This window comes from Streptomyces sp. NPDC002838 (genome assembly GCF_040295365.1).
Classification (GTDB): Bacteria; Actinomycetota; Actinomycetes; order Streptomycetales; family Streptomycetaceae; genus Streptomyces.
On the sequence record NZ_JBEOVF010000049.1, the window covers coordinates 1 to 22,117 of the forward strand.

Genomic DNA, 22,117 nt, shown 5'->3' on the forward strand with positions numbered 1-22,117 from the left:
GCCCTTCCTGCCCACCGGAATCCTGTGGAGCCGTGCGCCGAACGACTCGGTGAACCAGGCGGCGTCGCGGGTGAGCAGGACGTCGTTGACGAAACCGCCCTCCCCGCCGACCACGTGCGAGGCGAGCAGCACGCCGCTGCGGGCGTCGACGACCCGCAGTTCACCACTGCTGCCGCCCGCCAGGAACAGCCGCCCCCAAGCGTCCACCTTCAGCCCGACCGTCATGCGTCCCAGGCCGCGGTGCACCACCTTGCCCTTGCCGCTCGCCAGGTTCACCCGGTACACACCGCCGGTGGCGATCGATCCGAAGTAGGCGTACGGCGCGGAGCCGATCGCGACTCCCTCCGGCCCCCAGCCATTGGGCAGCGAGAACTCCTTGGGCCATGATCCGGCGGTGCCTGGGGAGGCATGTGCCGTACCACCGACGAGGGCCGTCGCCCCCAGAGCGACGCCCGCGCCGAGAAGCTGCCTGCGTGCGAGAGAACGGGTCATGGAGGTACCTTCCTCGGAAATCGAGACGGGCCGCGCCGGACCAACTCGGCGCCCGAGCTCGATTATTGAGAATTCAAGTACATCCCCACAGCGACGAATGTCCTGACTTTCCTCGGTCGGCCGGCTCAGTGCAGCGGCACCCGCGTGAACCGCCCCGCCACCCGCAGGTCCGACTCGATCCGAGCCGCCGTCGCCGTCAGTTCCGGCAGGACGTCCCGGACGCACTCCTCGGCCGTGCGGCGGGCCGCGTGCAGGGCCACGTTCGTGGCGGCCACCACCCGGCCCGTACGGTCGCGGACCGGGACCGCGATCGAACGCAGGCCCTCCTCCCACTCCTCGTCGACCAGGGCGTAGCCGCGCGCCCGCACCTCCTCCAGCGAGCCCGCCTCCCCGGCGTCCGCCAGGAGCACGCGGCCCAGTGACGTCGCGGCGGCCGGCAGCCGTGTGCCGACCGTGATGTCCACGCTCATCACCCGGCTCGCGGCCGCCCGGGCCGTGACCTGGACCTCCTCGCCCGAGGCGGTCAGCACCGCCAGCGACGCCGACTCCTGCACCCGGGCGGCCAGATCCGCCAGATGCGGGCCCGCGATCCGGGGCAGGGAGGTGCGGGACAGGGGCGGAAAGCCCAGGGACAGCACCCGCGGGGTGAGGACGAACGTGCGCCGCGAACCCGGCGCCACCAGCCCCAGATGCTCGTACGTCAGCAGCGCCCTGCGCGCCGTCGCCCGTGCCAGCCCCGTCGCCTGCGCCACCTCCGTGAGCGTCAGCTCCGCCCGGCCCTCCCTGAAGGCGGTCAGCACGGTCAGCCCGCGGGCCAGGGACTCGACGAACTCCCGGCCCAGCTCCTGCTTCGACGCCCCCGTCCAGGCCGCCAGGCCCGAGGGCGCCGCCCCCGCCTCCGCGTCCGGCGCCTCGCGCAGCTCGCGTTCCATGTCCGTCACCGCCGCCCGCAGCCGCGGCAGCAGCGTGTCGCGCAGATCCGCCGCCGTGTGCCGGCTCGTGTGGCTCACCACGCTCGCCACGCAGGCGATCCGGCCGCTGTGGGGATCACGTACGGGCACGGAGACCGCGACCAGCCCCGGTTCGATCAACTGGTCGTCCAACGCCCAGCCGTCCTCCCGCGCCCGCGCCGCCCGCCGCCCGAACTCCTCGTCGTCCTCGGCGTGTTCGCGCGGCGGTACGGCGGGAAAGCCCCGGTCCTCCGGGTCCGCCGCCCGGCGTGCCCGCCACGCCCGCCAGTCCTCCCGCGTCCACTCCGTCGCGAACAACGGGCCCGGCGCGGTGCGTTCGGCCGGCAGTAGATCGCCGATGCGGAAACTCAGGGACATCGCTCGACGGCGGGTGGCCTGGTGGATGAAGCGGATGCCGTCGCGGTCGCCGACCGCCAGCGACACCGACTCGTCGAGTTCGTCGGCGAGCGCGTCCGCGCGCGCGTCCAGCAGCGCGGGGAGGCGGAGTGCGGCCAGATAGGCGTTGCCCAGTTCCATCAGACGAGGGGCGAGGACCACGTCCCGGCCGTCGAGGCGGACGTACTCCATGCGCGCGAGGGTGGAGGCGATCCGGTCGACCGTGGAGCGGGCGAGGCCGGTGGCCCGTTCCAGCTCGCTCGCGCTCAGCGCCCCGCCGGCCTCGGTCAGCCGCCGCAGCACGGTGACCCCACGGATCAACGGCGCGACCGCCTCGGCCGGCGCGGCGGGGGAGTCGGCAGACTCCGGTGCGTCCAGGGTCGTCTCAGCGGGCATCGGATCTCCGGTACGGCGGTCGGGGCAGCCCTACGGTAATCCGGAAGCGGTCCCCTTACGGCCGCGCGACCGGGCAGCCGACACAGCCCTGACCGTCCGGCACCACCCCCTGCCGTTACCGTCGCGCCCCCTCCTGCCGCGTCACCCGCACCCGATGGTCGCCCCCGAGCTCCGCCCCCGCCACCACGATGCGGATGCCCCGCCGCGGATCCCGGAACTCCTCGCCGGGGGCGAACGTCGCGTCGGAGAGCTCCGCGTGGACGTTCGGGCTGCGGGTGCAGCCCCCGCTGTCCCGCCGGGAGTCGTACACCGTCACCGGCCCCCGGCCGGTGTCCACCTCCGCGTCGACCCGGTAGATCAGCACGCCCGGCCGGCACACGGTCTCGTCGTTGCCCTCGCCGGTGCGCAGCTCGACGGCGTACCCGCTGTGCGGGTCGACGGGCACGAAGACCAGCTTCGGACCGCCCGCCCGGGCCAGCGGCGTCAGCGTGTACTCCGTCGTCCCCCGCGCCGTCACACAGCTCACCTGCGTCGTGTCCAGCCAGCCCAGCTTCCACTTGTGCCAGCCGAGCAGGTCGTTGTTGGCCCCCCAGTCCTCGCTCATGATGTCCCAGTGGCCGACCGCGCCCCCGCCCTCCTGCGTGTAGAGGTCGGGCAGGCCGAAGACGTGGCCGTTCTCGTGGGGCAGGACGCGGTAGCCGGTCCGCGCGTAGGAGCCGGAGCCGTCGTCCTGGCGGGAGTAGACGAAGGAGGCGTTCGCCACCGGCACGCCGTCGGCCACCGGGGCCTCCAGGTTGCCGGCGAACGTCACCGACAGGACCGTGTCCAGCGCGGACGGCCCGGCGTTCGGCGTCATCAGCACGTTCACGAAGTCGTACGACCGGAAGTCCACCTCGGGATCGGCCGCGGCCACGATGTCCTGGACCAGCTGCCGGTAGCCGGGCTCGAAGGGGGCGCCGCGCTCTATGCCGTACGCCTTGAACGGCTTGGGCATCCGCAGCCAGTCGGGCAGCGGGGTCTCGGGGCGGTAGTCGAGACGGCCGTAGGAACTGGTGCGGAACCACTGCTGGGTCTGCGGGAAGAACTCCCGGAACCGGCTCCGCGCGTCACCCGGACCGGGCGCGTCGGAGAAGTCGACCATCAGGGTGAGGGCGCGGACGGTGCCGGTGGAGCGGGAGTACCCGTCCGGGGTGGGCAGGCCCTCCGACAGCTGGACCGTCGAGACACCGCTGATCATGCAGGGGCCGTGGGACGGGGAACGGGCGACGGCGATCGGCCCCGCCCCGGCCGGAGTCGGGCCCGGCGAGAGGGCTCCGGTGCCGGCCGAGGTGCTCACCGCGAAGGTCAGCGCGGTCACGGAGGCCAGGGCGGCCGCGCGGCGCGAGCGTATCCGACGGCGGAGCGGCTGCATGCGAGGGCCTTTCCGTCCAGCGGCAGCCGCCGGTCTCCGGCTGCACCCTTGCGATCACCCTGTGTCGCGGGGTGCGCGGGCGCGCGTTGGATGAGCCCGAACGTGGGTTTCCCGCCGGAGGCGCTGTGACTCAGGTCATAAGAGATTCTCGGAAGGGCGGGAAATAACCGGGGACCACTTCCCCGTTTAGCCATGTGTCCGAGCGAAACGGGGACTGCTTCCCCGGATCGCGCTCCACGTCACTTCGAGGAGTACACCGTGCCGACCGTGACGTCTCCGAACCCCGCGCAGCGCAAGGTGTCCCGGCCGCGCGCCGACGCTCTGCGCAACCGGGAGCGGATCGTCACCGCCGCCCGGGAGATGTTCGTCGAGCTGGGCCCGGACGTGCCGCTCGACGAGATCGCCCGCCGGGCCGGCGTCGGCAACGCCACGGTGTACCGCAACTTCCCCGACCGCGACGCGCTGGTGCGCGAGGTCGTCTGCTCGGTCATGGACCGTACGGCCCGGGCGGCCGAGCAGGCGCTCATGGAGACCGGGGACGCCTTCGAGGCGCTGGAGCGGTTCGTGCACGCGTCCGCCGACGAGCGGGTCACCGCGCTGTGTCCGATGGTCCAGAGCACGTTCGACAAGAACCACCCGGATCTGGAGGACGCACGCGAACGCCTTGAGCAGACCGTCGAGAAGCTCATGGAGCGCGCGCGGGCGGCCGGACAGCTCCGCCCCGACGTGGGCGTCGGCGACCTGATGGTCGCCGTGGCCCAGCTCAGCCGGCCCCCGGCGGGCACCGCCTGCCTCAGCGCCGACCGCTTCCTGCACCGACACCTGCAACTGTTCATCGACGGACTGCGGGCCCCGGCCCACTCCACCCTGCCGGGCACGGCCGCGACCATCAAGGAGCTGCGCCAAGCCTGACCATCAGCTCTGACAGACCAGCTCTGACGGATCGGCCCTGACCGATTGGTTCGGAGCTCCACCTCAGTCACCACATCAGCTTCTCGGCCGTCACCGACGACGAGCCGTCCCCTTTGTACACGCTTTTTCCGTCACGAAGTCCCGAAGTGGGTACCCCCATGTCTGAAACAGCCTCAAAGGCTCCCGGCGCCGCGGGCAAGGCCCTCGACGCCAACCGCTGGAAAGCGCTCGTCTTCATCGCGCTGGCCCAGCTGATGGTCGTGCTCGACGCGACCATCGTGAACATCGCCCTCCCGTCCGCCCAGCAGGACCTGGGCATATCCGACGGCAACCGGCAGTGGGTCGTCACGGCCTACGCCCTGGCCTTCGGCGGTCTCCTCCTCTTCGGTGGCCGGATCGCCGACCTGTGGGGCCGCAAGCGCACCTTCGTCCTCGGCCTCGGCGGCTTCGCCGCCGCCTCCGCGCTGGGCGGCGCGGCAACCAACGAGGCGATGATGTTCGGCTCCCGCGCCCTGCAGGGCGTCTTCGGTGCCCTTCTCGCCCCGGCCGCGCTCTCCCTGCTCGCCGTGATGTTCACGGACGCCAAGGAGCGCGCCAAGGCGTTCGGCATCTACGGCGCGATCGCCGGTGGCGGCGGCGCCGTCGGTCTGATCCTCGGCGGCTTCCTCACCGAGTACCTGAACTGGCGCTGGACGTTCTTCGTGAACATCCCGTTCGCCATCGTGGCCGCGGCCGGCGCCTACTTCGTCATCCGTGAGCCGGAGGGCGGCCGCAACCGCTCCCCGCTCGACATCCCCGGCGTGATCCTGTCCACCCTCGGCCTGGTCGCGCTTGTCTACGGCTTCACCCGCGCCGAGTCCGACGGCTGGAGCGATTCCCTGACCATCGGCATGTTCGTCGCCTCGGCCGTGCTGCTGACCGCCTTCGTGCTCGTCGAGGCGAGGGTCAAGGCCCCGCTGCTGCCGCTGCGCGTGATCACCGAGCGCAACCGCGGCGGCGTCTACCTCTCCCTGGGGCTCGCCATCATCGCGATGTTCGGCCTGTTCCTCTTCCTGACCTACTACCTGCAGATCGTGAAGGGCTACTCGCCGGTCAAGACCGGCTTCGCCTTCATGCCGATGATCGTCGGCATGATCACGGGCTCCACCCAGATCGGCACCCGCCTGATGACCCGGGTCGCGCCGCGCCTGCTGATGGGCCCCGGCTTCCTGGTCGCCGCTCTCGGCATGCTGCTGCTGACCCAGATGGAGATCGGTTCCTCGTACGCGGCCCTGCTGCTGCCGGGGATGCTGCTGCTCGGCCTCGGCATGGGTACGGCGTTCATGCCGGCCATGTCCCTGGCCACGCAGGGTGTCGAGCCGCGGGACTCCGGTGTCGCCTCCGCGATGGTCAACACCTCGCAGCAGGTGGGCGGCGCGATCGGCACGGCGCTGCTGAACACGATCGCCGCGTCGGCCACCACCTCGTACGTCGCGGACCACATCGGCTCCGCCACCAGCCGCTCCCAGCAGCAGCTGGTCCAGCTGGAGGGCCAGGTGCAGGGCTACACCAGCGCGATCTGGTTCGCCGTCGGCATCCTGGTCGTGGCCGCGGGCATCGCCCTGACCCTCATCAACGCCGGCCGCCCGGACACCACCCCGGTGGCGGGCTCCGGCGAGTCGGCCGAGGATGAACTGGCGGTGCCGGTCGTCGCCCACTGAGCCTCACCGGGCTTGACGACGACCGTCCGGACGTACCCCTTCGGGCCATCCGTACGTACGGGGATGGGGACGCTCCGTACGTACGACCCCCAGGACCTGCCCTGGCCCCGCTGACCGAGCGGCTCAGCGGAGCCAGGGCAGGTCCGCACCCGCTTCGTTCGGCTGGAGTCCCTCGGCGACGATCTGCATGATCTCGCCGAGGGACTTCTGCTGTTCGGGGGTGAGCCGGTCGAACACCGCGTTCCGTACGGCCGCCACATGGCCCGGCGCGGCCCGCTTCAGCACCTCGAAGCCCTCGTCGGTGAGCACCGCGAACTGGCCCCGCTTGTCGGAGGGGCAGTCCTCACGTCGTACCCAGCCGTTCTTCTCCAGGCGTGCGACCGCGTGCGAGAGGCGGGAGCGGGTGATCTTCGCGTGCATGGCCAGCTCGGTCATGCGCAGCCGCCGCTGCGGGGAATCGGCCAGCTTGACGAGGAGGCCGTAGTAGATGTGCGGCATGCCCGCGTCCCGTTGGAGCTGGCGGTCCATGTGGTCCTCCAGGAGGGTCGAGGCATGGATGTAGGAGCGCCAGATGCGCTGTTCCTCGTTGGTGAGCCAGCGGGGCTCCTCACGGAGTTCCTCGGCGGATGCGGATGTGGATGCCTTCATGTACTCCACTGTACGAGAGCGCTCCTTGAATATTAAACCAATAAGCCGTAAGGTTTACACGCGTCAGTAGCAGCTTGAGGTCTCAAGCGAATGTTTCCCCGGAAGGAGCCGCCGCCATGTCCGCCGTCGCCCAGGAGCGCATGCCGGCGCTCTACCTCAGTCACGGCGCCCCACCGCTGGCGGACGACCCGATCTGGCCCGGCGAACTCGCCGCCTGGTCGGCCGGCCTGCCGCGCCCCAAGGCGATCCTCATGGTCTCCGCCCACTGGGAGGAGGCCCCGCTCGCCATCGGTGCCATCGAAACGATCCCTCTCGTCTACGACTTCTGGGGCTTCCCCGAGCACTACTACAAGGTCACGTACGCGGCGCCCGGCGCCCCCGAACTCGCCGAGTCCGTACGGAAGTTGCTGCGCGCCCCGGGCATACCCGTGCAGGACGTCCCGGATCGTGGCCTGGACCACGGAGCCTACGTCCCGCTGGTCGAGATGTTCCCCGAAGCTGACATTCCGGTCCTGCAGATCTCCATGCCGACCCTCGATCCGGTGCGCCTCATGGAGATCGGCCGCAAGCTGGCGCCGCTGCGCGACGAGGGCGTGCTGATCGTCGGCTCCGGCTTCTTCACCCACAACCTGGCCGCCCTGCGGCACGCGGGAGGGGTGCCGGGCTGGTCGGCCGAGTTCGACGACTGGGGCCGGCGCGCGCTGGAGTCCGGCGACGTGGACGCGCTGCTCGACTTCCTCCGTAAATCCCCGGCGGGACAGCTCGCCCACCCGCGCACCGAGCACTTCGCGCCCCTGTTCGTGACGATGGGCTCGGCGGACGCGGCCGGCGAGCTCGGGGAACAGAAGTCGGTGATCGACGGGTTCTGGCTGGGGCTGGCGAAGCGGTCGGTGCAGTTCGGGTAGTGGGTCCAGCCCAGGGCTAGAGTTCCTTCTCGTACCAGGCCACGTCCCAGTAGCGGCCGAATTTCCGGCCCACCTCCCGGTACGTCCCCACGTGCCGGAACCCGAAGCGCTCGTGCAGCCGGGCGGACGCCTCGTTCGGCTGCGCGATGCCCGCGTAGGCGCGGTGCACATCCTCGTCGGCCAGGGCCTCGAAGAGCGCCTTGTACAGGAGCGTGCCGATGCCGCGGCGGCCGGCCTGCGGGGCGACGTAGACCGTGGTCTCCACCGAGGTCACGTACGCGGGCTTCGCACGGTAAGGGCTGGATGTGACGTAGCCCAGAATCTCCTGTGAGTCCGTGTCCACGGCAACCATCAGGCGGTACGGGCCGTCTTCAGGGTGGGAGAGCAGCCAAGGGCGGCGCTCTTCCGGAGTGAAGACGGCGGTATCGAATGTGATGGGCGTCTCACGTACATAGTGGTTGTAGAGGTCGGTGAGGGCTAGGAGGTCACTCTCGACTCCTGGCCTGACCTGCACCTCTGTACGTTCCGACGACATCACGTCTCCCCGTGTGGTGGGACAGGGTACTGCATGATCAGAAAAATTGAGGTGCGGGTTGGGAATTCTGTCCTGATTCCAGTCGTTGTTTCCATCGGATGCAGGGCACCCGAGGAGAGTGCCAAGCATCTTAAGGACCACCCGCTGACCTCACCATCGCAAGGGAGCACGCATGGCAACCCGTGCCGTCGCCCGTCGTCAGTCCGCCACCGGCGAGACGGTCGACGCGGCACGCAGTGTTCGCGCCCACGCCGGCGAGATCGCCGACCGTGACCTGGTCGGCATGTACCTCGACGAGATCGCGCGCACACCGCTGCTCGACGCCGCCAAGGAGGTCGAGCTGTCCCAGATCATCGAGGCGGGTGTGTTCGCACGACAGGTCCTCGACGGGTACGAGGAGTCCAGGGCGGACGCCACCCGCGAGGAGCTCGAGGCCCTGGTCGCCGACGCGGAGCGGGCCAAGGACATCTTCATCCGCTCCAACCTCCGCCTGGTCGTCGCGGTCGCCCGCCGCTACCCCCGTAGTGGCCTTCCGCTCCTCGACCTGGTCCAGGAGGGCAACGCCGGTCTGGTGCGCGCGGTCGAGAAGTTCGACTACCGCAAGGGCTTCAAGTTCTCGACGTACGCGACCTGGTGGATCCGCCAGGCGATCACCCGCTCGATAGCGGACCAGTCGCGCACGATCCGTCTGCCCGTCCACCTGGTGGAGGAGCTGGGCCGGATCCGGCGCGTGCAGCGCGAGTTCAACCGCGAGCACGGCCGGGACCCGGAGCCCGCGGAGATCGCCGCGGAGCTCGGCTCGAACCCGGAGCGTGTGGTGGACGTCCTGGACTGGGCCCGCGACCCGGTCTCCCTGAACATGTCGGTGGACGACGAGGGCGAGACCCAGTTCGGCGACCTGCTCGAGGACACGTCCGCGGTCTCGCCGGAGCAGTCCGTCCTGACCCTCCTGCGCAGCGAGGAGCTGGACGACCTGATCGGCCGCCTCGACCAGCGCACGGCCTCCATCATCAAGATGCGGTACGGCATCGAGGACGGCCGGGAGCGCACGCTGACCGAGGTCGGCAAGGAGCACGGCCTGACGCGCGAGCGCATCCGCCAGATCGAGAAGCACGCGCTGCTGGAGCTGAAGAAGCTGGCCCGCCAGACCGGCTTCGACGCGGCGGCGTGACGCCTCTCTCGCGGGCGGCGTACGCCGGGTGGCGAAAGACAGCGCAAACATGGCGGTGAGACGCCGCTTCAACCGGCAGGGCCAGGGAAACAAGACTTCAGGGGCCGGGAGTTCGGGCCGGGAGAGCATCCCGGATCTCCGATCCCGGACCTTGAGCCCAGACCTTGATCCCAGACCTTTGACCACTGAGCCAAGTCCCGACGCACTCCCCCCGGCGCCGGGACTCCCCGAGCCGGACTTCGGCGCCCTTCCCCCCGGGTGCCGGGGTCCGGCTCACCTCTTCCCGGGGCCGTCCGGACCCGCTGGGGTCCGCCTGGGACCGTACCGGACATGCCGAAAGGCGGGACACCCCGTACCTGAACCCCGGGGTGGCCCGCCGAAGGGGAGATTCTGTCACATCGGCACAGCGTCGCCGATCGGCCGACGCACGGGGCGCCGCATCTCACCCGGCCCCCGCCCGGGCCAACCGCCCGCCCAACTCCCGTACACAACGCGCCAGTTCCTCCGGCTCCCGCACCGTGAAGTCGAACCCGAGCATCGCCAGCCGGACCGCCAGCCACTCCACGGAGTCCCCGACGACTCCGCGCAGCACACACCCCCCGCCGTCGACCGCTTCCGGCACCCCCATCCACGCCGGCACCCGAGCCGCGACCGCCTCCACAGCCGCGTCGAACGTCACCGTGAATCCGTACGTCTCCTGCCTCCCGTGCATCGACTGCCGCAGATACTCCGCCGCGCTCCCCGTCGGCAACTCCCGCGGAGCGAACCGCACCCCGGTCGCGAACGGCTCGCTCACCCGGTCGACCCGGAACGTGCGCCAGTCGCCCCGATCGAGGTCGTACGCGACGAGATACCAGCGACGCCCGGTCGACACCAGCCGATACGGCTCGACCACGCGCCGTGACTCGGCCCCGTCCCTCGCCCGGTAGGAGAACCGCAAACGCTCCCGCCCGGCCACCGTCGAGGCCATCACGGTCAGTGTCTCCGGCGCGATGCTCGCCCCGTCCCCGCTGGTCAGCGGTGTCGTAGCGGCCTGCAGCGTGGCCACGCGGTGCCGCAGCCGGGACGGCAGCACCTGTTCCAGCTTGGCCAGCGCCCGCACCGACGCCTCGTCCACGCCCTCCAGCGCGTGCCCGGCCCCGGCCCGCAGCCCGACCGCTATCGCCACCGCCTCCTCGTCGTCGAGCACGAGCGGCGGCATCGCCTTGCCCGCGACCAGCCGGTAGCCGCCGTCCGTGCCCTTGGTCGCCTGTACGGGATAGCCGAGTTCACGCAGCCGGTCGATGTCCCGCCGGACCGTACGGCGCGAGACCCCGAGTCGTTCGGAGAGCTCGCCGCCGGGCCATTCGCGGGGCGTCTGGAGGAGGGAGAGGAGTTGCAGGAGCCGTGCCGGAGTGTCCGTCGTCATGAATCCGAGCATGCCGCAGCTATAGGACACGATCTGACCTAATGAGGTCATAGCTTGTGGGACATGAACTCCACCGAGCCCACTCTCCGTGAGCCCCAGCAGCCCGCGGCAGGCGACCGGCGCCGCTGGTTCGCCCTCGCCATCGTGATGACCGCGGCCTTCATGGACCTCGTCGACGTCACGATCGTCAACATCGCCATCCCGTCGATCCAGATGGACGCGGGCGCCTCCGACAGCCAGATCCAGTGGATCACCGCCGGCTACGCGCTCGCCTTCGCCGCCGGCCTGATCACCGGCGGACGCCTCGGCGACATCCACGGCCGCAAGCGGCTGTTCCTGATCGGCATCGGCGGCTTCACCGTCGCCTCCGCGCTGTGCGGCTTCGCCGCGAACCCGGAGATGCTGGTGGCCGCCCGCATCCTGCAGGGCGCCATGGCGGCGCTGATGGTGCCGCAGGTCCTGTCGATCGTGCACGCCACCTTCCCGGCCCACGAGCGGGGCAAGGTGTTCGGCCTCTTCGGCGCGGTGGTGGGGCTGGGGGCCGTCTCCGGTCCGCTGCTCGGCGCGCTGCTGACCGAGTGGAACCTGTTCGGCCTGGAGTGGCGGCCCATCTTCCTGATCAACCTGCCGGTCGGTATCGCGGGACTGATCCTGGGCAGCCGCTTCATCACCGAGTCCAAGGCGCCGAAGGCGCTGAAGCTGGACCTCGTCGGGGTCGCCCTGGTCGTCGTCGCCCTGCTGATGCTGCTCTACCCGCTCACGCGCGGCCGCGAGCTGGACTGGCCGCTGTGGGGGTACGTCTCGATGGCCGGCGCGCTCGTCGTGTTCGGGGCGCTGGTGGCGTACGAACGGCGCAAGGCGGCGCGCGACGGCTCGCCGCTGATCGAACTGTCGCTGTTCAAGGTGAAGAGCTTCGCGGCCGGTATCGCCGTACAGACGGTCTTCGGTGTCAGCCTGGGCATCTTCTTCCTGGTGTGGACCCTGTACATGCAGGTCGGCCTGGGCTGGCGGCCGCTGCGGGCCGGGCTGACCGGCGTGCCGTTCTCGATCGCCGTGTCGCTGGCGGCCGGGCTGTCGGTGCAGCAGCTGGTCCCGCGCTTCGGCCGCAAGGTGCTCCAGGCGGGCGCGCTGGTGATGGCGGCGGGTGTCCTGATCTACCTCTGGGAGTCCGAGCGGTACGGCCTCGGCATCGCGTCCTGGCAGATGGCGCTGCCGCTGGCCGTGATGGGCGCCGGCATGGGCCTGATCATCGCCCCGCTGACGGACGCGGTGCTGTCGGAGGTGCCGCGCGAGCACTCGGGTTCGGCGTCGGGGCTCATCAACACCGTGCAGCAGATGGGCAACGCGCTGGGGCTCGGCCTGGTGTCGGTGGTCTTCTTCGGCGTCATCGACGACGACCTGCCGCGCGACCGGGTGGGCCCGGCCTTCGTGGACGGCTTCCAGTACGCGCTGGGCTGGGTCGCGGCCGTGATGGTGGTGATCTTCCTGCTGATGTTCGCGCTGCCGAAGCGGCCGGCGCAGCACATGGAAGGCGTCGACCCTGAGCTCGGGGCGGCGGAGAAGGAGCCCGAGTTCGTGTCATGAGCTCCCGCGGCGGAAGGGCCCGGCACCGAGGTGCCGGGCCCTTCGCGTTGCGCCCGGACCTGCACGGAAGTCCGATCATGCCCGAATCACGTCCGAACCTGTTTACTTTCCGGAAATCCGGGCGTAGCCTCCCAGCGAAACCACAAGTTCGGGCACAGGTCGGAGGCGAACGGACATGTACGCACCGGAACGGCAGCAGGAGATCCTCCGGCTCGCCCGTGACGGCGGGCGGGTGGACGTGGTGTCGCTGGCCGAGGAGTTCCAGGTCACGGCCGAGACGATCCGCCGGGACCTGAAGGCCCTCGACCGCGCCGGCCTCGTCCGCCGGGTGCACGGCGGCGCCATCCCGGCCGGCCGCCTCGACTTCGAGCCGGACCTCGCCGAGCGCGAGACGACGGCGGCCGACGAGAAGGACCACATCGCCAAGGCCGCCCTCGCGGAACTGCCGACCGAGGGCACGATGCTCCTCGACGCCGGGACGACGGTCGCCCGCCTGGCCGCCGCCATCCCTCTGGAGGCCTCGCTCACCGTCGTCACGCACAGCCTGCCGATCGCCGCCCGCCTCGCCGACCACCCCGGCATCCAGCTCCACCTCGTCGGAGGGCGCGTACGGCACCGTACGCGCGCCGCCGTGGACGCCTGGGCGCTGCGCGCGTACGGCGAGATCCGGGCCGACGTCCTGTTCGTGGCGGCCAACGGCTTCTCCGTCGAACACGGTCTGACCACCCCCGACCTCGCCGAGGCCGCCGTGAAGCGTGCGGCGCTGGCCGCAGCCCGCCGCGTGGTGCTGCTCGCCGACTCCTCCAAGCACGGCCAGGAGCACTTCGCCCGCTTCGGCGACCTGAGCGACGTGGACCTGCTGATCACCGACAGCGGGCTGAGCCCCGAAGACGCCACCGCGATCGAGCGCGGCGGCACGGAAGTAGTGCGCGCATGATCCTCACCGTCACCCCCAACCCCTCCCTGGACCGTACGTACGAGGTCCCTTCGCTGGAGCGCGGAGAGGTCATCCGCGCCACCGGCGAGCGCATGGACCCCGGCGGCAAGGGCGTGAACGTCTCGCGCGCCGTCTCGGCCGCCGGACAGCGCACGGTCGCGGTCCTGCCCCTGGGGGGTGCGCCGGGCGCACTCGTCGCCGATCTGCTCGACGCGCAGGGCATCGAGGTCGCGCCGGTACCGGTCGCCGGAGCCACCCGCTCCAACATCGCCCTCGCGGAGTCGGACGGGGTACTGACGAAGATCAACGCGCCGGGGCCCGAACTGTCCGCCGCCGAACAGGAACTCCTCCTGGAGACGGTGCGCGTGCAGTCCCGCGACGCCGCCTGGATCGCGTGCTGCGGAAGCCTGCCACGAGGGCTCACACCGTCGTGGTACGCCGAACTGGTCGCGCGGGCGCACGCCGCCGGCGCGCGCATCGCGCTCGACACCTCCGGGCCCGCACTCCTCGCGGCCCTGCGCGAGCGGCCCGACGTGGTGAAGCCGAACGCCGAGGAACTCGCGGAGGCCGTCCGGCGCCCCCTGTTCACCGTGGGCGACGCCGTGAAGGCGGCCGAGGAGTTGCGCGAGATGGGCGCGCGGGCCGTACTCGCGAGCCTCGGCGCCGACGGGCAGCTGCTCGTGGACGACGCGGGCGCCTGGTTCGGCAGCGCGCGCGTGGACGTCGTACGCAGCAATGTGGGCGCCGGCGACTCCTCGCTCGCCGGCTTCCTGATCGCCGGCGGCACCGGGCCGGAGGCACTGGCCTCCGCGGTCGCGCACGGCGCGGCGGCCGTACAACTGCCCGGCAGCGTGATGCCGACGCCGGGCGACCTGGACCCGGCGGCGGTGACCGTCACGGCCGAGGTGCCCGCGGACCGCGTACTGAAGGAGCCGGTGTCATGACGTCTTACGTACTCTGTGGACCGGCCCCGAACATGCCGCACATGCCGTGCGGACCGGGCCCGACCATGCCGAGTGGACCGGCCCCGAAGCGGCGAGGCTCCCCCTTACTCGCCGCGGCCGACGGACGGCAGGGTCACCTGAGCCACCCTGCCGCCCAGTGGGGGCGGGGCTTCCCCGGTCCCGCCCCCACCCCCACAGCCCCCCACCGCATCCCCGTCCCCCTTTCCGCCCACTCCTCTCCCCGGGCGATACGCGTGCGAAGGAGCCCGCGATGAGCGACATGATCACCGCGGACCTGGTCGATCTCGACCTGTCCGCCGACACCAAAGAAGCGGCGGCGCGTGCCCTCGCCGAGCGCATGGTCGCCCTGGGCCGGGTGACCGACCTGGAGGGCTTCCTCGCCGACGTGGCCGCCCGCGAGGCACAGATGCCGACCGGCCTCGACGGCGGCATCGGCATCCCGCACTGCCGCAGCGAGCACGTCACCGAGCCGACACTCGCCTTCGGGCGCAGCGCCGCCGGGATCGACTTCGGTGCCGCGGACGGCCCCGCCGACCTGATCTTCCTGATCGCCGCGCCCGCCGGCGCCGACGACGCCCACCTGACGATCCTGTCCTCGCTGGCCCGGCAGCTGATGAACGCCGAGTTCACCGACGCGCTGCGGTCGGCGGGCGACGCGGCGGCCGCGGCGGCGCTGATCCGCGGGGACGAACCCGCGGCCGCCGAGACCGAGCCGGCCGGTTCCGAAGACTCCGCTGCGGCGTCGGCGGCGGCCTCCGCCGACGCCGCAGCGGGCAGCGACGAGGGCGGGGCCTCCGAGGAGCGCGAGGAGCGCGAGGAGCGCCCCTTCCGCATCGTCGCCGTCACCTCCTGCCCCACCGGCATCGCCCACACCTACATGGCGGCCGAGTCGCTGGAGAACGCCGGCCGTGAGGCGGGCGTCGAACTCGTCGTCGAGACACAGGGCTCGGCCGGTTTCTCCCGGCTCGACCCGGCCGTCATCGCGGCCGCGGACGCCGTGATCTTCGCGCACGACGTGCCCGTACGCGACAAGGACCGCTTCGCCGGCAAGCCCACCGTCGACGTCGGCGTGAAGGCCGGCATCAACCGGCCCGCCGAGCTGATCACCGAGGTCCGCGGGAAGGCGGCCCGCGGCGAGGTCACCGCAGGCTCCCCGGGCGCGACACCCGTCGAACGCGCCGGCGACTCCGGCGAGGGCTACGGCACCAAGCTGCGCAAGTGGCTGATGTCCGGCGTCAGCTACATGGTCCCGTTCGTCGCCGCGGGCGGTCTGCTCATCGCCCTCGGCTTCGCGATCGGCGGCTACAAGATCGACAAGGCGCCGTCGGTCATGGACCACTTCATCTGGACCCAGGCCGACAGCTGGGGCGCCCTGCTCTTCCAGATCGGCGGCGTCGCCTTCGGCTTCCTCGTCCCGGTCCTGGCCGGCTACATCGCCTACGGCATGGCGGACCGGCCAGGCCTCGTCCCCGGCTTCGTCGGCGGCGCGATCTCCCTCACCATCAACGCCGGCTTCCTCGGCGGCCTCGCGGCCGGTCTGATCGCCGGTGGCGTGGTGATCGCCATCCAGAAGGTCAACATCCCGACGGCGATGCGCGGCATCATGCCGGTGGTGGTGATCCCGCTGATCTCCTCAGCGGTCGTCGGCTTCCTGATGTTCGTCGTGATCGGCAAGCCCATCGCCGAGGCGCAGAAGGGCATGACCGACTGGCTGAACGGCCTGTCCGGCAGCAACGCCATCCTGCTCGGAGCCCTGCTCGGCCTGATGATGTGCTTCGACCTCGGCGGCCCGGTCAACAAGGTCGCGTACACCTTCGCCACCGCCGGTATCGCGGTCGCGAGCCCCAGCGACTCCGCGATGAAGATCATGGCCGCGGTGATGGCGGCCGGCATGGTCCCGCCGCTCGCGATGGCGCTGGCCACGACGATCCGCGGCAAGCTCTTCACCCACACCGAGCGCGAGAACGGCAAGGCCGCCTGGGTCCTGGGCGCCTCCTTCATCTCGGAGGGCGCCATCCCGTTCGCCGCGGCCGACCCGCTGCGCGTCATCCCGTCCTCGATGGTGGGAGGCGCGGTCACCGGCGCCCTGTCGATGGCCTTCGGCGCCACCCTGCGCGCCCCGCACGGCGGCATCTTCGTCGTCCCGCTGATCGGCAACCCCTTCCTCTACCTGATCGCCATCGCGGCGGGCGTGTGCGTCACGACAGCGCTGGTCGTCGTCCTGAAGAGCATGCGCAAGCCGGCCCCGGGCGGCCCGGCCCCCGAGACGGCGGACGCGGCCGCGGCGACGGCCGAGCGGAAGCAGCCGGTCGCCGCGTAGGCACCCGCGAGAGCCGCACAGGCACCTGCGAGATACATCACGGTCCGGGACTCAAGTCCCGGACCGTGGTGTCTACTGGGGCGCATGCCTGAGCACGTCTCCGTCTACCAGCTGCTGGGTATGACGTTCCTCGTCATGGTCACCGTCGCGTGGGCGATCGGCCTGGCCCTCATGCTGCGCCACGGCCGCGGCGAGGCGGCCCTGTGGCGGGCCACCCACCCCCTGCCCGCGCTTCCGCACCGGCGGAGGATCGGCCCCCAGCGCGAGTCCGTCGAACTGACCCCGGCGGAGGAGGACGCGTTCGCGGGTCTGGCGTCCCGTGTCATCGAACGTTGAGCGTATGCCGTCGAACTCCGAGCATCGTCAGGACACCAGGGCCGACCGCAGGAGGCGCCACCCCCACGGGCAGGGCCCGCACACTCGCTCAGGTGCACCGACACTTCGGTGAGGTCGACGCCGCCGAAACGTCTTCGCTGTACGAGCGTGTCGCCGTCGCCCTGAGTGAGTCCGACGAGGCGCTGCGCGCCATCGAGGCGGCGCGCCTGGCACGACGGCTCAGCGCCGACCGCTGAGCCGTTCCCCGCGCCCGCTCAGGACAGCTGCGCCGCCCGCCGCTCCATCGCGTCCCTGGCTGCGTCCTCGCTCCCGTACACCTCGCACATGTGCCGTCCGTCGGGCGTCACCGTGTGCTCGACCTCCCAGAGGGAGACCTCCTCGCCGTCACGCAGCAGGAACGCGTGCTCGTAGAGCGAGAAGCACAGCCCGGCACGGCCCGCCCGGCAGGGGCGCCCGAAGGCCTGCGTGATCTGGTGCGCACACGCCGTGGCCAGCAGCGCGGCCGTCTCCTCGCCCGGCCGGTCCGGATTCTCCGCCCGGCGCAGCACCCGGCGCGCGTGGTCCGCCGAGTCGCCCGGCAGATATGCGTGGCGCGGCGCGGGGACCGGCGACAGCTGCACCGTCACCGGCAGCTCGAAGTCCGGCGCGTCCGGCGGCAGCGGCAGCCGCGCGGTGGCGGTGCGCAGCTCCTCCTCGTCCACGTACACCTCGTGCTGCGGGATGCTGCCCGGGGCGGTGTTGTGGACGAGCTCCCACAGGGTGAGCGCCGAGCCGTCCGCGAGCAGCCAGGTGTGCCGGTACGTCTCGCGGTGCAGCCCCGCGCTGTGGTGCGCGGAGTGCAGCGAACTGTCGTGCGCCAGCGCGCAGTCCAGACGCCGTATCGTCTCGTCGGGCAACTCGAAGGAGTTCAGGGCACGGCCAAGGAGCCGCGCGAGGTGCTCCTCCGGAGACTCGGGCGACTCGGGTGGTTCGTACGCTGCTGTCTCGTACGGAACGCTCAAGGTTTCTCCCGGCGTTGCTGCATGTCACCTTGTGGGTGCATACCGTAGCCCCTCGGTCGGACATCATGTCCGGGAACCGAGAAAACGTACGCCCGGAAAACGTCCGGGCCGCGGGGAAAGTTCCCACGCGGCCCGATGATCCGTCAAAAACCGCCGGTCAGACGCCTGCTTCCGGCGTGCGGTGCCCTCAGGAGGCGCTTCCCGCGATCCACTCGCTCCACGCCATGTTCCAGCCGTTCAGCCCGTTGTCCGGGGCCACCGTCCTGTCGGGGGAGTTCTTCACGATCACGACGTCCCCGATGAGCGAGTTGTCGTAGAACCACTTGGCGGGCGTGGCACCTTGTGCGCCCTGCACGTCCGCGAGCCCCACGCAGCCGCGGCTGGCGCCTTGGCGGCCGAAGGGCGGATTGCCCTTATTGTACCAGTAGTTGCGTGGATGAAGGTCCCCGATGTGGTCAGACGCATCGCGTGCGGCACGTCCGGGATGTCGTACTCGCCGCCGAAGCCGACCGTCGTGCCGTTCATCCGTGTCTGCGTCACCTTCTTGGCCGTGAACGCCGGGCGTGTGTTCTCGGTCGTTCACACCTTGTCGCGCTCCCGACTGCCTCCTACGACAGGACGGTCACGGGTCGCATCTCCCACCGTCCGGCTGGGCCGGTGGCGGGACGGGCATGTGACGAATGCCCACGCCGAGCGTGCGCGCTCGCGCACGGTGACCCCGGCGACGTGGTCGGCGGGCCCAGCGAGGCCGCACCGACGACAGCGGAACTGGTCCCGAGTGGTCCTGTTGGCCCGCTCGGTGTGCCCGCAGCGCGGACAGCGCTGCGAGGTGTAGGCCGCATCCACCTCCAGGAAGGGCACCCCCGCCTGGCGAGCCTTGTAGGCGAGGTGCTTTTTTTCTGCAGTTCGGCGCGTTTGCTGGCCTGGAACCATTTCCCGCCCCGGCACACCAGATCGCTCTCGACCTTGCGGTACTGCTGGAGGGCCTTGAGCTGGTCGGGTGAGCCGGTGTAGCGGATCCCCTTCATCCGCCCCTCCACGGTCCAGACGGAGACGGTGCGCGCGTCGTGCTGCCACGACAGGCAGCGGTCGTCGAACGGCTGGGCCGCCTCCGGCCGGAAGACGATCGGGGTACTGACCGCCTTGCGGTACCGCCGGGAGGTGGGCGGGCCCAGATTCCCGGCCCGCAGGTTGGCCTTGAGGGTCGTGTAGGCGTCGACGACCTTCTTCACCGACCGCACCACTGGCTGCGCAGACAGCCCGAAGGACGCCTTCAGATCCGCGTACACCTCCTTCTGCAGACCATTGCGGTTCCTCAGATCCTTGGCGAAGGCGAAGGCGAAGGCGAAGGCGAAGGCGAAGGCGTGCGTGGCAGCCCGGTTGCGTTCCGCTTCGTAGTCGCAGGAGGCGACTCCCTCCCGACTTGAACCCCGGGAATCCTCGCCGGAATGAGTGAACTTCTCGGTACGAGCTGTACAGCGCTGCACTGGCCCACCGCGTCATCCCCACTCTCACCGGCCCCCGTACAACTCCCCGTACGACGGCCACACCCCACCGGGCCCCTCCACCGACTCGGCGGCGTGCACGGCCCGTACGATCGCGCGCGTCACCAGGTCCGCGCCGGCCGCGAGGATCTCGTTCAGTGCGAGCGGGTTGCCGGCGTCGAGCGGGCGTGCCCCTGTCGCCAGCGCGAACACCGTGTCGCCGTCGTGGAGGAGATGCACCGGCCGTACGGCACGCGCGATGCCGTCGTGCGCCGTGCCGGCCATCTTCTGTGCCTGCGCCTTCGACAGGTCCGCGTCAGTGGCGACCACCGCGAGCGTGGTGTTCAGCGGGGGAGGCCCGCTCTTCTCCGCGATCTCGGCAAGGCGCCGACGCGCGGCTTCGTGGACCTGCGCCTGCGGGTATTCCACGCGCCCCTGGAACAACTCCCCGTACAGGACGCCTGTTTCCGGATCCCGTACCGCTCCCGCCGCGTTGGCCACCACCAGCGCGGCCACCGTGATCCCCGAGTCGAGGACGGTGCTCGCGCTGCCGACCCCGCCCTTCAACTGCCCGACCACCGCGCCCGTACCCGCGCCGACGCACCCTTCCCACACCAGCGCACCGGGTTCGCTCGCGGCGGCCGCCTCGACCGCGGCCCGGCCGGTGGCCGCGTCCGGTCTGGCCCGGAAGTCGCCGCCCCGTCCGAGATCGAAGACACAGGCGGCCGGCACCACCGGCACGACGTGCGCCGGATCCACCCCCACGCGCACCCCGCGCCCCTGTTCTTCCAGCCAGGCCATCACCCCGGACGCCGCGTCGAGCCCGTACGCGCTGCCACCGGTCAGCACGATCGCCTCGACCTTCTGCACCAGGTTGCGTGGATCGAGGGCGTCGGTCTCCTTGGTACCAGGACCGCCGCCACGCACATCCACGGCGGCGACGGCGCCACCCTCCGGGGCCAGCACGACCGTGGTACCGGTGAGCCAACCGTCGCCGGTACGCCTCGCGTGCCCCACCCGCACACCGGACACATCCGTCAGAGCGTCAACTGTCATAAGACCAGTCTGATACCGCGGCCGTACCCTGGACCCATGACCACCGCCCCCGGCCCCACGCCCAGCCCTGAGCCGAACGAGCCGCGCGAGCCGAAGGCCGCGCTGATCTTCGACGACCCGCTGGACCAGCAGTCCTCGGACGACACGGACCGCGGGTGGGGCGATCGTCCCGGCGCCGGCGCCGACAGCGCGGCCGATCTGAAGCGCTTCCTCGACGAGAAGCCGCCCCACCACCTATGAGTCGGGCGGGCCGCTGCCGCTACCGCTCGTTGTGGCCCGAGCCCCGCTGCGCGACCAGCGCGTCGCGGATCTCCTTGAGCACCTCCAGTTCGGTCACCTCCATGACCTCCTGCGCGCCCTCCTTCGCCTTCCTGCGGGCCTCCTGCCGGGCCAGGTACTTCGACATGGGCAGGACCATCAGGAAGTAGACGACGGCCGCAGTGATCACGAAGGTGAGGGCGGCGCCGAGGACGGAGCCCCACATGATCTGGACACCGGTAGCGCTGTCGCCCGTACCGGTGCAGGGACCCTTGATGCACGAGCTGTAACTGTCGAGGTTCTTGGTGCCGATCGCTCCGACGACCGGGTTGATGATCCCCTTCACCACCGAGTTCACGATGTTGGTGAAGGCGGCGCCGATGACCACCGCGACTGCCAGATCGACGACGTTCCCGCGCATCAGGAAGGCCTTGAAGCCCTCCCAGACGCTCGGCTTCTTCGCGCTCACCTCGGGGACTCTCCTCGCACGCACAGGGTGTGGAACAAACAGCTCCGCAACCTACGGCAGGGCGAGGCGACCCTGCCCACTGGGGTGGCACCGGGCTCAGCACAGCGTCACCGCCAGCCGTGCCGTCGCGCTCGCGCCGGCGAGGTGCGCCGCAGTGGCGCGCGGCACCGAGAGCACGACCAGCGCCCCGCCCTCCGTCGCGCCGTCCAGCGGCTCCGGCACTTTCGTCACCCGGGCCCCGCGCGCGACCACGCGGGCGTCACCGCCCGTCGCCGTCTCCTCGGCGGCGATGACGTCGACCCGGTCGCCGGGCCGCAGCAGCCGGACCGTGGCGCCGTCGGCGATCCGCACCGGCGCCGTCACGAGCTGGACGGCAGGGCGTTCCCGTACGGGGTCGGCCACGGGGTGGCCGCGCGTCCGTTCCCCGTCCTGCGGCCCCGCCGCCACGAGCGCGGCCGCGGTGACGGCGAGACCGGCCGCCAGGGCCCGCCTCCGGTGCCGTACGAGCCGTTGCGACTGGTATCGCCCGCCGCGTACCCGCACGGGAGCGAACTGCGGCACCTCGCACGTCGGGGGAGCGTCCGTGCCGAGCGGGCGCGGAGGAAGAGGAGAGCGAGAAGGAGAGGAAGAGGGACAGGGGGACGGAGAGGGAGCGAAGGACACGTGGACCACCACCTGCGACGAGGGATCGGCTTGCGACTGCCACGATGAGGCTTCGCGCCGATTCCCGCTGAGGCCGGTGGGCTACTGACCGGTTGTGGACAACTCCCTCACCCGAACGGG

General features: G+C 71.2%; 22 protein-coding genes and 1 pseudogene. 11 read left to right on the plus strand and 12 right to left on the minus strand.

What is annotated here, in order from left to right:
• The 3 genes from ABT063_RS40690 to ABT063_RS40700 all read right to left on the minus strand — a co-directional run.
• Nucleotides 1-492 (minus strand): NHL repeat-containing protein (locus ABT063_RS40690; RefSeq protein WP_502990987.1); only part of this gene is annotated, 492 nt, incomplete at its 3' end.
• Between the two features lie 125 nt (nt 493-617).
• Complete coding sequence (locus ABT063_RS40695) at nt 618-2,234, minus strand: IclR family transcriptional regulator domain-containing protein (RefSeq protein WP_351065903.1); 1,617 nt, start codon at nt 2,232-2,234, stop codon at nt 618-620.
• 115 nt (nt 2,235-2,349) lie between these two features.
• Nucleotides 2,350-3,645 carry a M6 family metalloprotease domain-containing protein gene (locus tag ABT063_RS40700; RefSeq protein ID WP_351065904.1) on the minus strand — a complete coding sequence of 432 codons (1,296 nt, stop codon included), beginning with the start codon at nt 3,643-3,645 and terminating at the stop codon, nt 2,350-2,352.
• A 267-nt stretch (nt 3,646-3,912) separates the two neighbouring features.
• Here ABT063_RS40700 and ABT063_RS40705 point away from each other — a divergent pair, with 267 nt between their 5' ends.
• Together ABT063_RS40705 and ABT063_RS40710 are read left to right on the plus strand one after the other, a co-directional pair.
• Nucleotides 3,913-4,557, plus strand: coding sequence for a TetR/AcrR family transcriptional regulator (locus ABT063_RS40705; RefSeq protein WP_351065905.1), 645 nt, complete (start codon nt 3,913-3,915; stop codon nt 4,555-4,557).
• Between the two features lie 158 nt (nt 4,558-4,715).
• Nucleotides 4,716-6,257: an MFS transporter gene (locus tag ABT063_RS40710; protein WP_351065907.1), complete on the plus strand. Its 1,542-nt coding sequence runs from the start codon at nt 4,716-4,718 to the stop codon at nt 6,255-6,257.
• Nucleotides 6,258-6,380: 123 nt separating this feature from the next.
• Here the strand turns inward: ABT063_RS40710 and ABT063_RS40715 are convergent, their stop codons facing one another.
• Entirely contained in the window at nt 6,381-6,905 is a 525-nt protein-coding gene (locus ABT063_RS40715) for a MarR family winged helix-turn-helix transcriptional regulator (RefSeq protein WP_351065909.1), read from the minus strand.
• A 116-nt stretch (nt 6,906-7,021) separates the two neighbouring features.
• Between ABT063_RS40715 and ABT063_RS40720 the strand changes: the two genes are divergently transcribed.
• Entirely contained in the window at nt 7,022-7,810 is a 789-nt protein-coding gene (locus ABT063_RS40720; RefSeq protein WP_351065910.1) for a dioxygenase family protein, read from the plus strand.
• A 16-nt stretch (nt 7,811-7,826) separates the two neighbouring features.
• On the opposite strand, the gene ABT063_RS40725 is transcribed toward ABT063_RS40720, so the two are convergent.
• Nucleotides 7,827-8,345, minus strand: coding sequence for a GNAT family N-acetyltransferase (locus tag ABT063_RS40725; protein WP_351065912.1), 519 nt, complete (start codon nt 8,343-8,345; stop codon nt 7,827-7,829).
• Nucleotides 8,346-8,517: 172 nt separating this feature from the next.
• Between ABT063_RS40725 and ABT063_RS40730 the strand changes: the two genes are divergently transcribed.
• Nucleotides 8,518-9,516, plus strand: coding sequence for a sigma-70 family RNA polymerase sigma factor (locus ABT063_RS40730; RefSeq protein WP_351065913.1), 999 nt, complete (start codon nt 8,518-8,520; stop codon nt 9,514-9,516).
• A gap of 442 nt (nt 9,517-9,958) precedes the next feature.
• Here ABT063_RS40730 and ABT063_RS40735 read toward each other — a convergent pair whose 3' ends face one another.
• A complete protein-coding gene (locus tag ABT063_RS40735; protein ID WP_351065915.1) occupies nt 9,959-10,924 on the minus strand; it encodes a helix-turn-helix transcriptional regulator in 966 nt (321 codons plus the stop codon).
• 63 nt (nt 10,925-10,987) lie between these two features.
• Between ABT063_RS40735 and ABT063_RS40740 the strand changes: the two genes are divergently transcribed.
• The 6 genes from ABT063_RS40740 to ABT063_RS40765 all read left to right on the plus strand — a co-directional run bounded on the left by ABT063_RS40740 (nt 10,988) and on the right by ABT063_RS40765 (nt 17,302).
• Nucleotides 10,988-12,508 (plus strand): MFS transporter, encoded by a 1,521-nt coding sequence (locus tag ABT063_RS40740; RefSeq protein WP_351065917.1) that lies wholly within the window; start codon nt 10,988-10,990, stop codon nt 12,506-12,508.
• Between the two features lie 175 nt (nt 12,509-12,683).
• On the plus strand, nt 12,684-13,445 hold the full coding sequence (locus ABT063_RS40745; protein WP_351065919.1) for a DeoR/GlpR family DNA-binding transcription regulator: 762 nt from the start codon (nt 12,684-12,686) through the stop codon (nt 13,443-13,445).
• The gene (gene pfkB / locus ABT063_RS40750; RefSeq protein ID WP_351065921.1) at nt 13,442-14,389 is read left to right on the plus strand and encodes a 1-phosphofructokinase; all 948 of its coding nucleotides are present in this window, start codon (nt 13,442-13,444) and stop codon (nt 14,387-14,389) included. Before ABT063_RS40745 ends, pfkB begins: the two co-directional genes overlap by 4 nt.
• A gap of 271 nt (nt 14,390-14,660) precedes the next feature.
• Nucleotides 14,661-16,730, plus strand: coding sequence for a PTS fructose transporter subunit IIABC (locus ABT063_RS40755; protein WP_351065922.1), 2,070 nt, complete (start codon nt 14,661-14,663; stop codon nt 16,728-16,730).
• Between the two features lie 84 nt (nt 16,731-16,814).
• Nucleotides 16,815-17,066, plus strand: coding sequence for a hypothetical protein (locus ABT063_RS40760; protein WP_351065924.1), 252 nt, complete (start codon nt 16,815-16,817; stop codon nt 17,064-17,066).
• A 92-nt stretch (nt 17,067-17,158) separates the two neighbouring features.
• Nucleotides 17,159-17,302: a hypothetical protein gene (locus tag ABT063_RS40765; protein WP_351065926.1), complete on the plus strand. Its 144-nt coding sequence runs from the start codon at nt 17,159-17,161 to the stop codon at nt 17,300-17,302.
• 18 nt (nt 17,303-17,320) lie between these two features.
• On the opposite strand, the gene ABT063_RS40770 is transcribed toward ABT063_RS40765, so the two are convergent.
• From ABT063_RS40770 to ABT063_RS40785, 4 genes and pseudogenes are all read right to left on the minus strand, one after another.
• Nucleotides 17,321-18,067 carry a DUF6227 family protein gene (locus tag ABT063_RS40770; protein ID WP_351065928.1) on the minus strand — a complete coding sequence of 249 codons (747 nt, stop codon included), beginning with the start codon at nt 18,065-18,067 and terminating at the stop codon, nt 17,321-17,323.
• Between the two features lie 187 nt (nt 18,068-18,254).
• Nucleotides 18,255-18,616: pseudogene (locus ABT063_RS40775) on the minus strand (L,D-transpeptidase); the annotation flags it as partial.
• Nucleotides 18,617-18,646: 30 nt separating this feature from the next.
• Entirely contained in the window at nt 18,647-19,570 is a 924-nt protein-coding gene (locus tag ABT063_RS40780) for a zinc ribbon domain-containing protein (protein ID WP_351065930.1), read from the minus strand.
• Nucleotides 19,571-19,578: 8 nt separating this feature from the next.
• Nucleotides 19,579-20,607 (minus strand): P1 family peptidase, encoded by a 1,029-nt coding sequence (locus tag ABT063_RS40785; RefSeq protein WP_351065931.1) that lies wholly within the window; start codon nt 20,605-20,607, stop codon nt 19,579-19,581.
• Nucleotides 20,608-20,643: 36 nt separating this feature from the next.
• Between ABT063_RS40785 and ABT063_RS40790 the strand changes: the two genes are divergently transcribed.
• Nucleotides 20,644-20,847, plus strand: coding sequence for a hypothetical protein (locus ABT063_RS40790; protein ID WP_351065933.1), 204 nt, complete (start codon nt 20,644-20,646; stop codon nt 20,845-20,847).
• A 19-nt stretch (nt 20,848-20,866) separates the two neighbouring features.
• Here the strand turns inward: ABT063_RS40790 and mscL are convergent, their stop codons facing one another.
• Together mscL and ABT063_RS40800 are read right to left on the minus strand one after the other, a co-directional pair.
• A complete protein-coding gene (mscL, locus tag ABT063_RS40795; protein WP_351065934.1) occupies nt 20,867-21,334 on the minus strand; it encodes a large conductance mechanosensitive channel protein MscL in 468 nt (155 codons plus the stop codon).
• 96 nt (nt 21,335-21,430) lie between these two features.
• Nucleotides 21,431-21,997, minus strand: coding sequence for a hypothetical protein (locus ABT063_RS40800; RefSeq protein WP_502990989.1), 567 nt, complete (start codon nt 21,995-21,997; stop codon nt 21,431-21,433).
• Nucleotides 21,998-22,117 lie beyond the last annotated feature (120 nt).

Coding starts and splice junctions, on each gene's coding strand:
- ABT063_RS40695 (WP_351065903.1), bottom strand. CDS start 2,234: ATGCCCGCTGAGACGACCCTGGACGCACCGGAGTCTGCCGACTCCCCC.
- ABT063_RS40700 (WP_351065904.1), bottom strand. CDS start 3,645: ATGCAGCCGCTCCGCCGTCGGATACGCTCGCGCCGCGCGGCCGCCCTG.
- ABT063_RS40710 (WP_351065907.1), top strand. CDS start 4,716: ATGTCTGAAACAGCCTCAAAGGCTCCCGGCGCCGCGGGCAAGGCCCTC.
- ABT063_RS40715 (WP_351065909.1), bottom strand. CDS start 6,905: ATGAAGGCATCCACATCCGCATCCGCCGAGGAACTCCGTGAGGAGCCC.
- ABT063_RS40720 (WP_351065910.1), top strand. CDS start 7,022: ATGTCCGCCGTCGCCCAGGAGCGCATGCCGGCGCTCTACCTCAGTCAC.
- ABT063_RS40725 (WP_351065912.1), bottom strand. CDS start 8,345: ATGTCGTCGGAACGTACAGAGGTGCAGGTCAGGCCAGGAGTCGAGAGT.
- ABT063_RS40730 (WP_351065913.1), top strand. CDS start 8,518: ATGGCAACCCGTGCCGTCGCCCGTCGTCAGTCCGCCACCGGCGAGACG.
- ABT063_RS40735 (WP_351065915.1), bottom strand. CDS start 10,924: ATGACGACGGACACTCCGGCACGGCTCCTGCAACTCCTCTCCCTCCTC.
- ABT063_RS40740 (WP_351065917.1), top strand. CDS start 10,988: ATGAACTCCACCGAGCCCACTCTCCGTGAGCCCCAGCAGCCCGCGGCA.
- ABT063_RS40745 (WP_351065919.1), top strand. CDS start 12,684: ATGTACGCACCGGAACGGCAGCAGGAGATCCTCCGGCTCGCCCGTGAC.
- pfkB (WP_351065921.1), top strand. CDS start 13,442: ATGATCCTCACCGTCACCCCCAACCCCTCCCTGGACCGTACGTACGAG.
- ABT063_RS40755 (WP_351065922.1), top strand. CDS start 14,661: ATGAGCGACATGATCACCGCGGACCTGGTCGATCTCGACCTGTCCGCC.
- ABT063_RS40760 (WP_351065924.1), top strand. CDS start 16,815: ATGCCTGAGCACGTCTCCGTCTACCAGCTGCTGGGTATGACGTTCCTC.
- ABT063_RS40780 (WP_351065930.1), bottom strand. CDS start 19,570: ATGACGCGGTGGGCCAGTGCAGCGCTGTACAGCTCGTACCGAGAAGTT.
- ABT063_RS40785 (WP_351065931.1), bottom strand. CDS start 20,607: ATGACAGTTGACGCTCTGACGGATGTGTCCGGTGTGCGGGTGGGGCAC.
- ABT063_RS40790 (WP_351065933.1), top strand. CDS start 20,644: ATGACCACCGCCCCCGGCCCCACGCCCAGCCCTGAGCCGAACGAGCCG.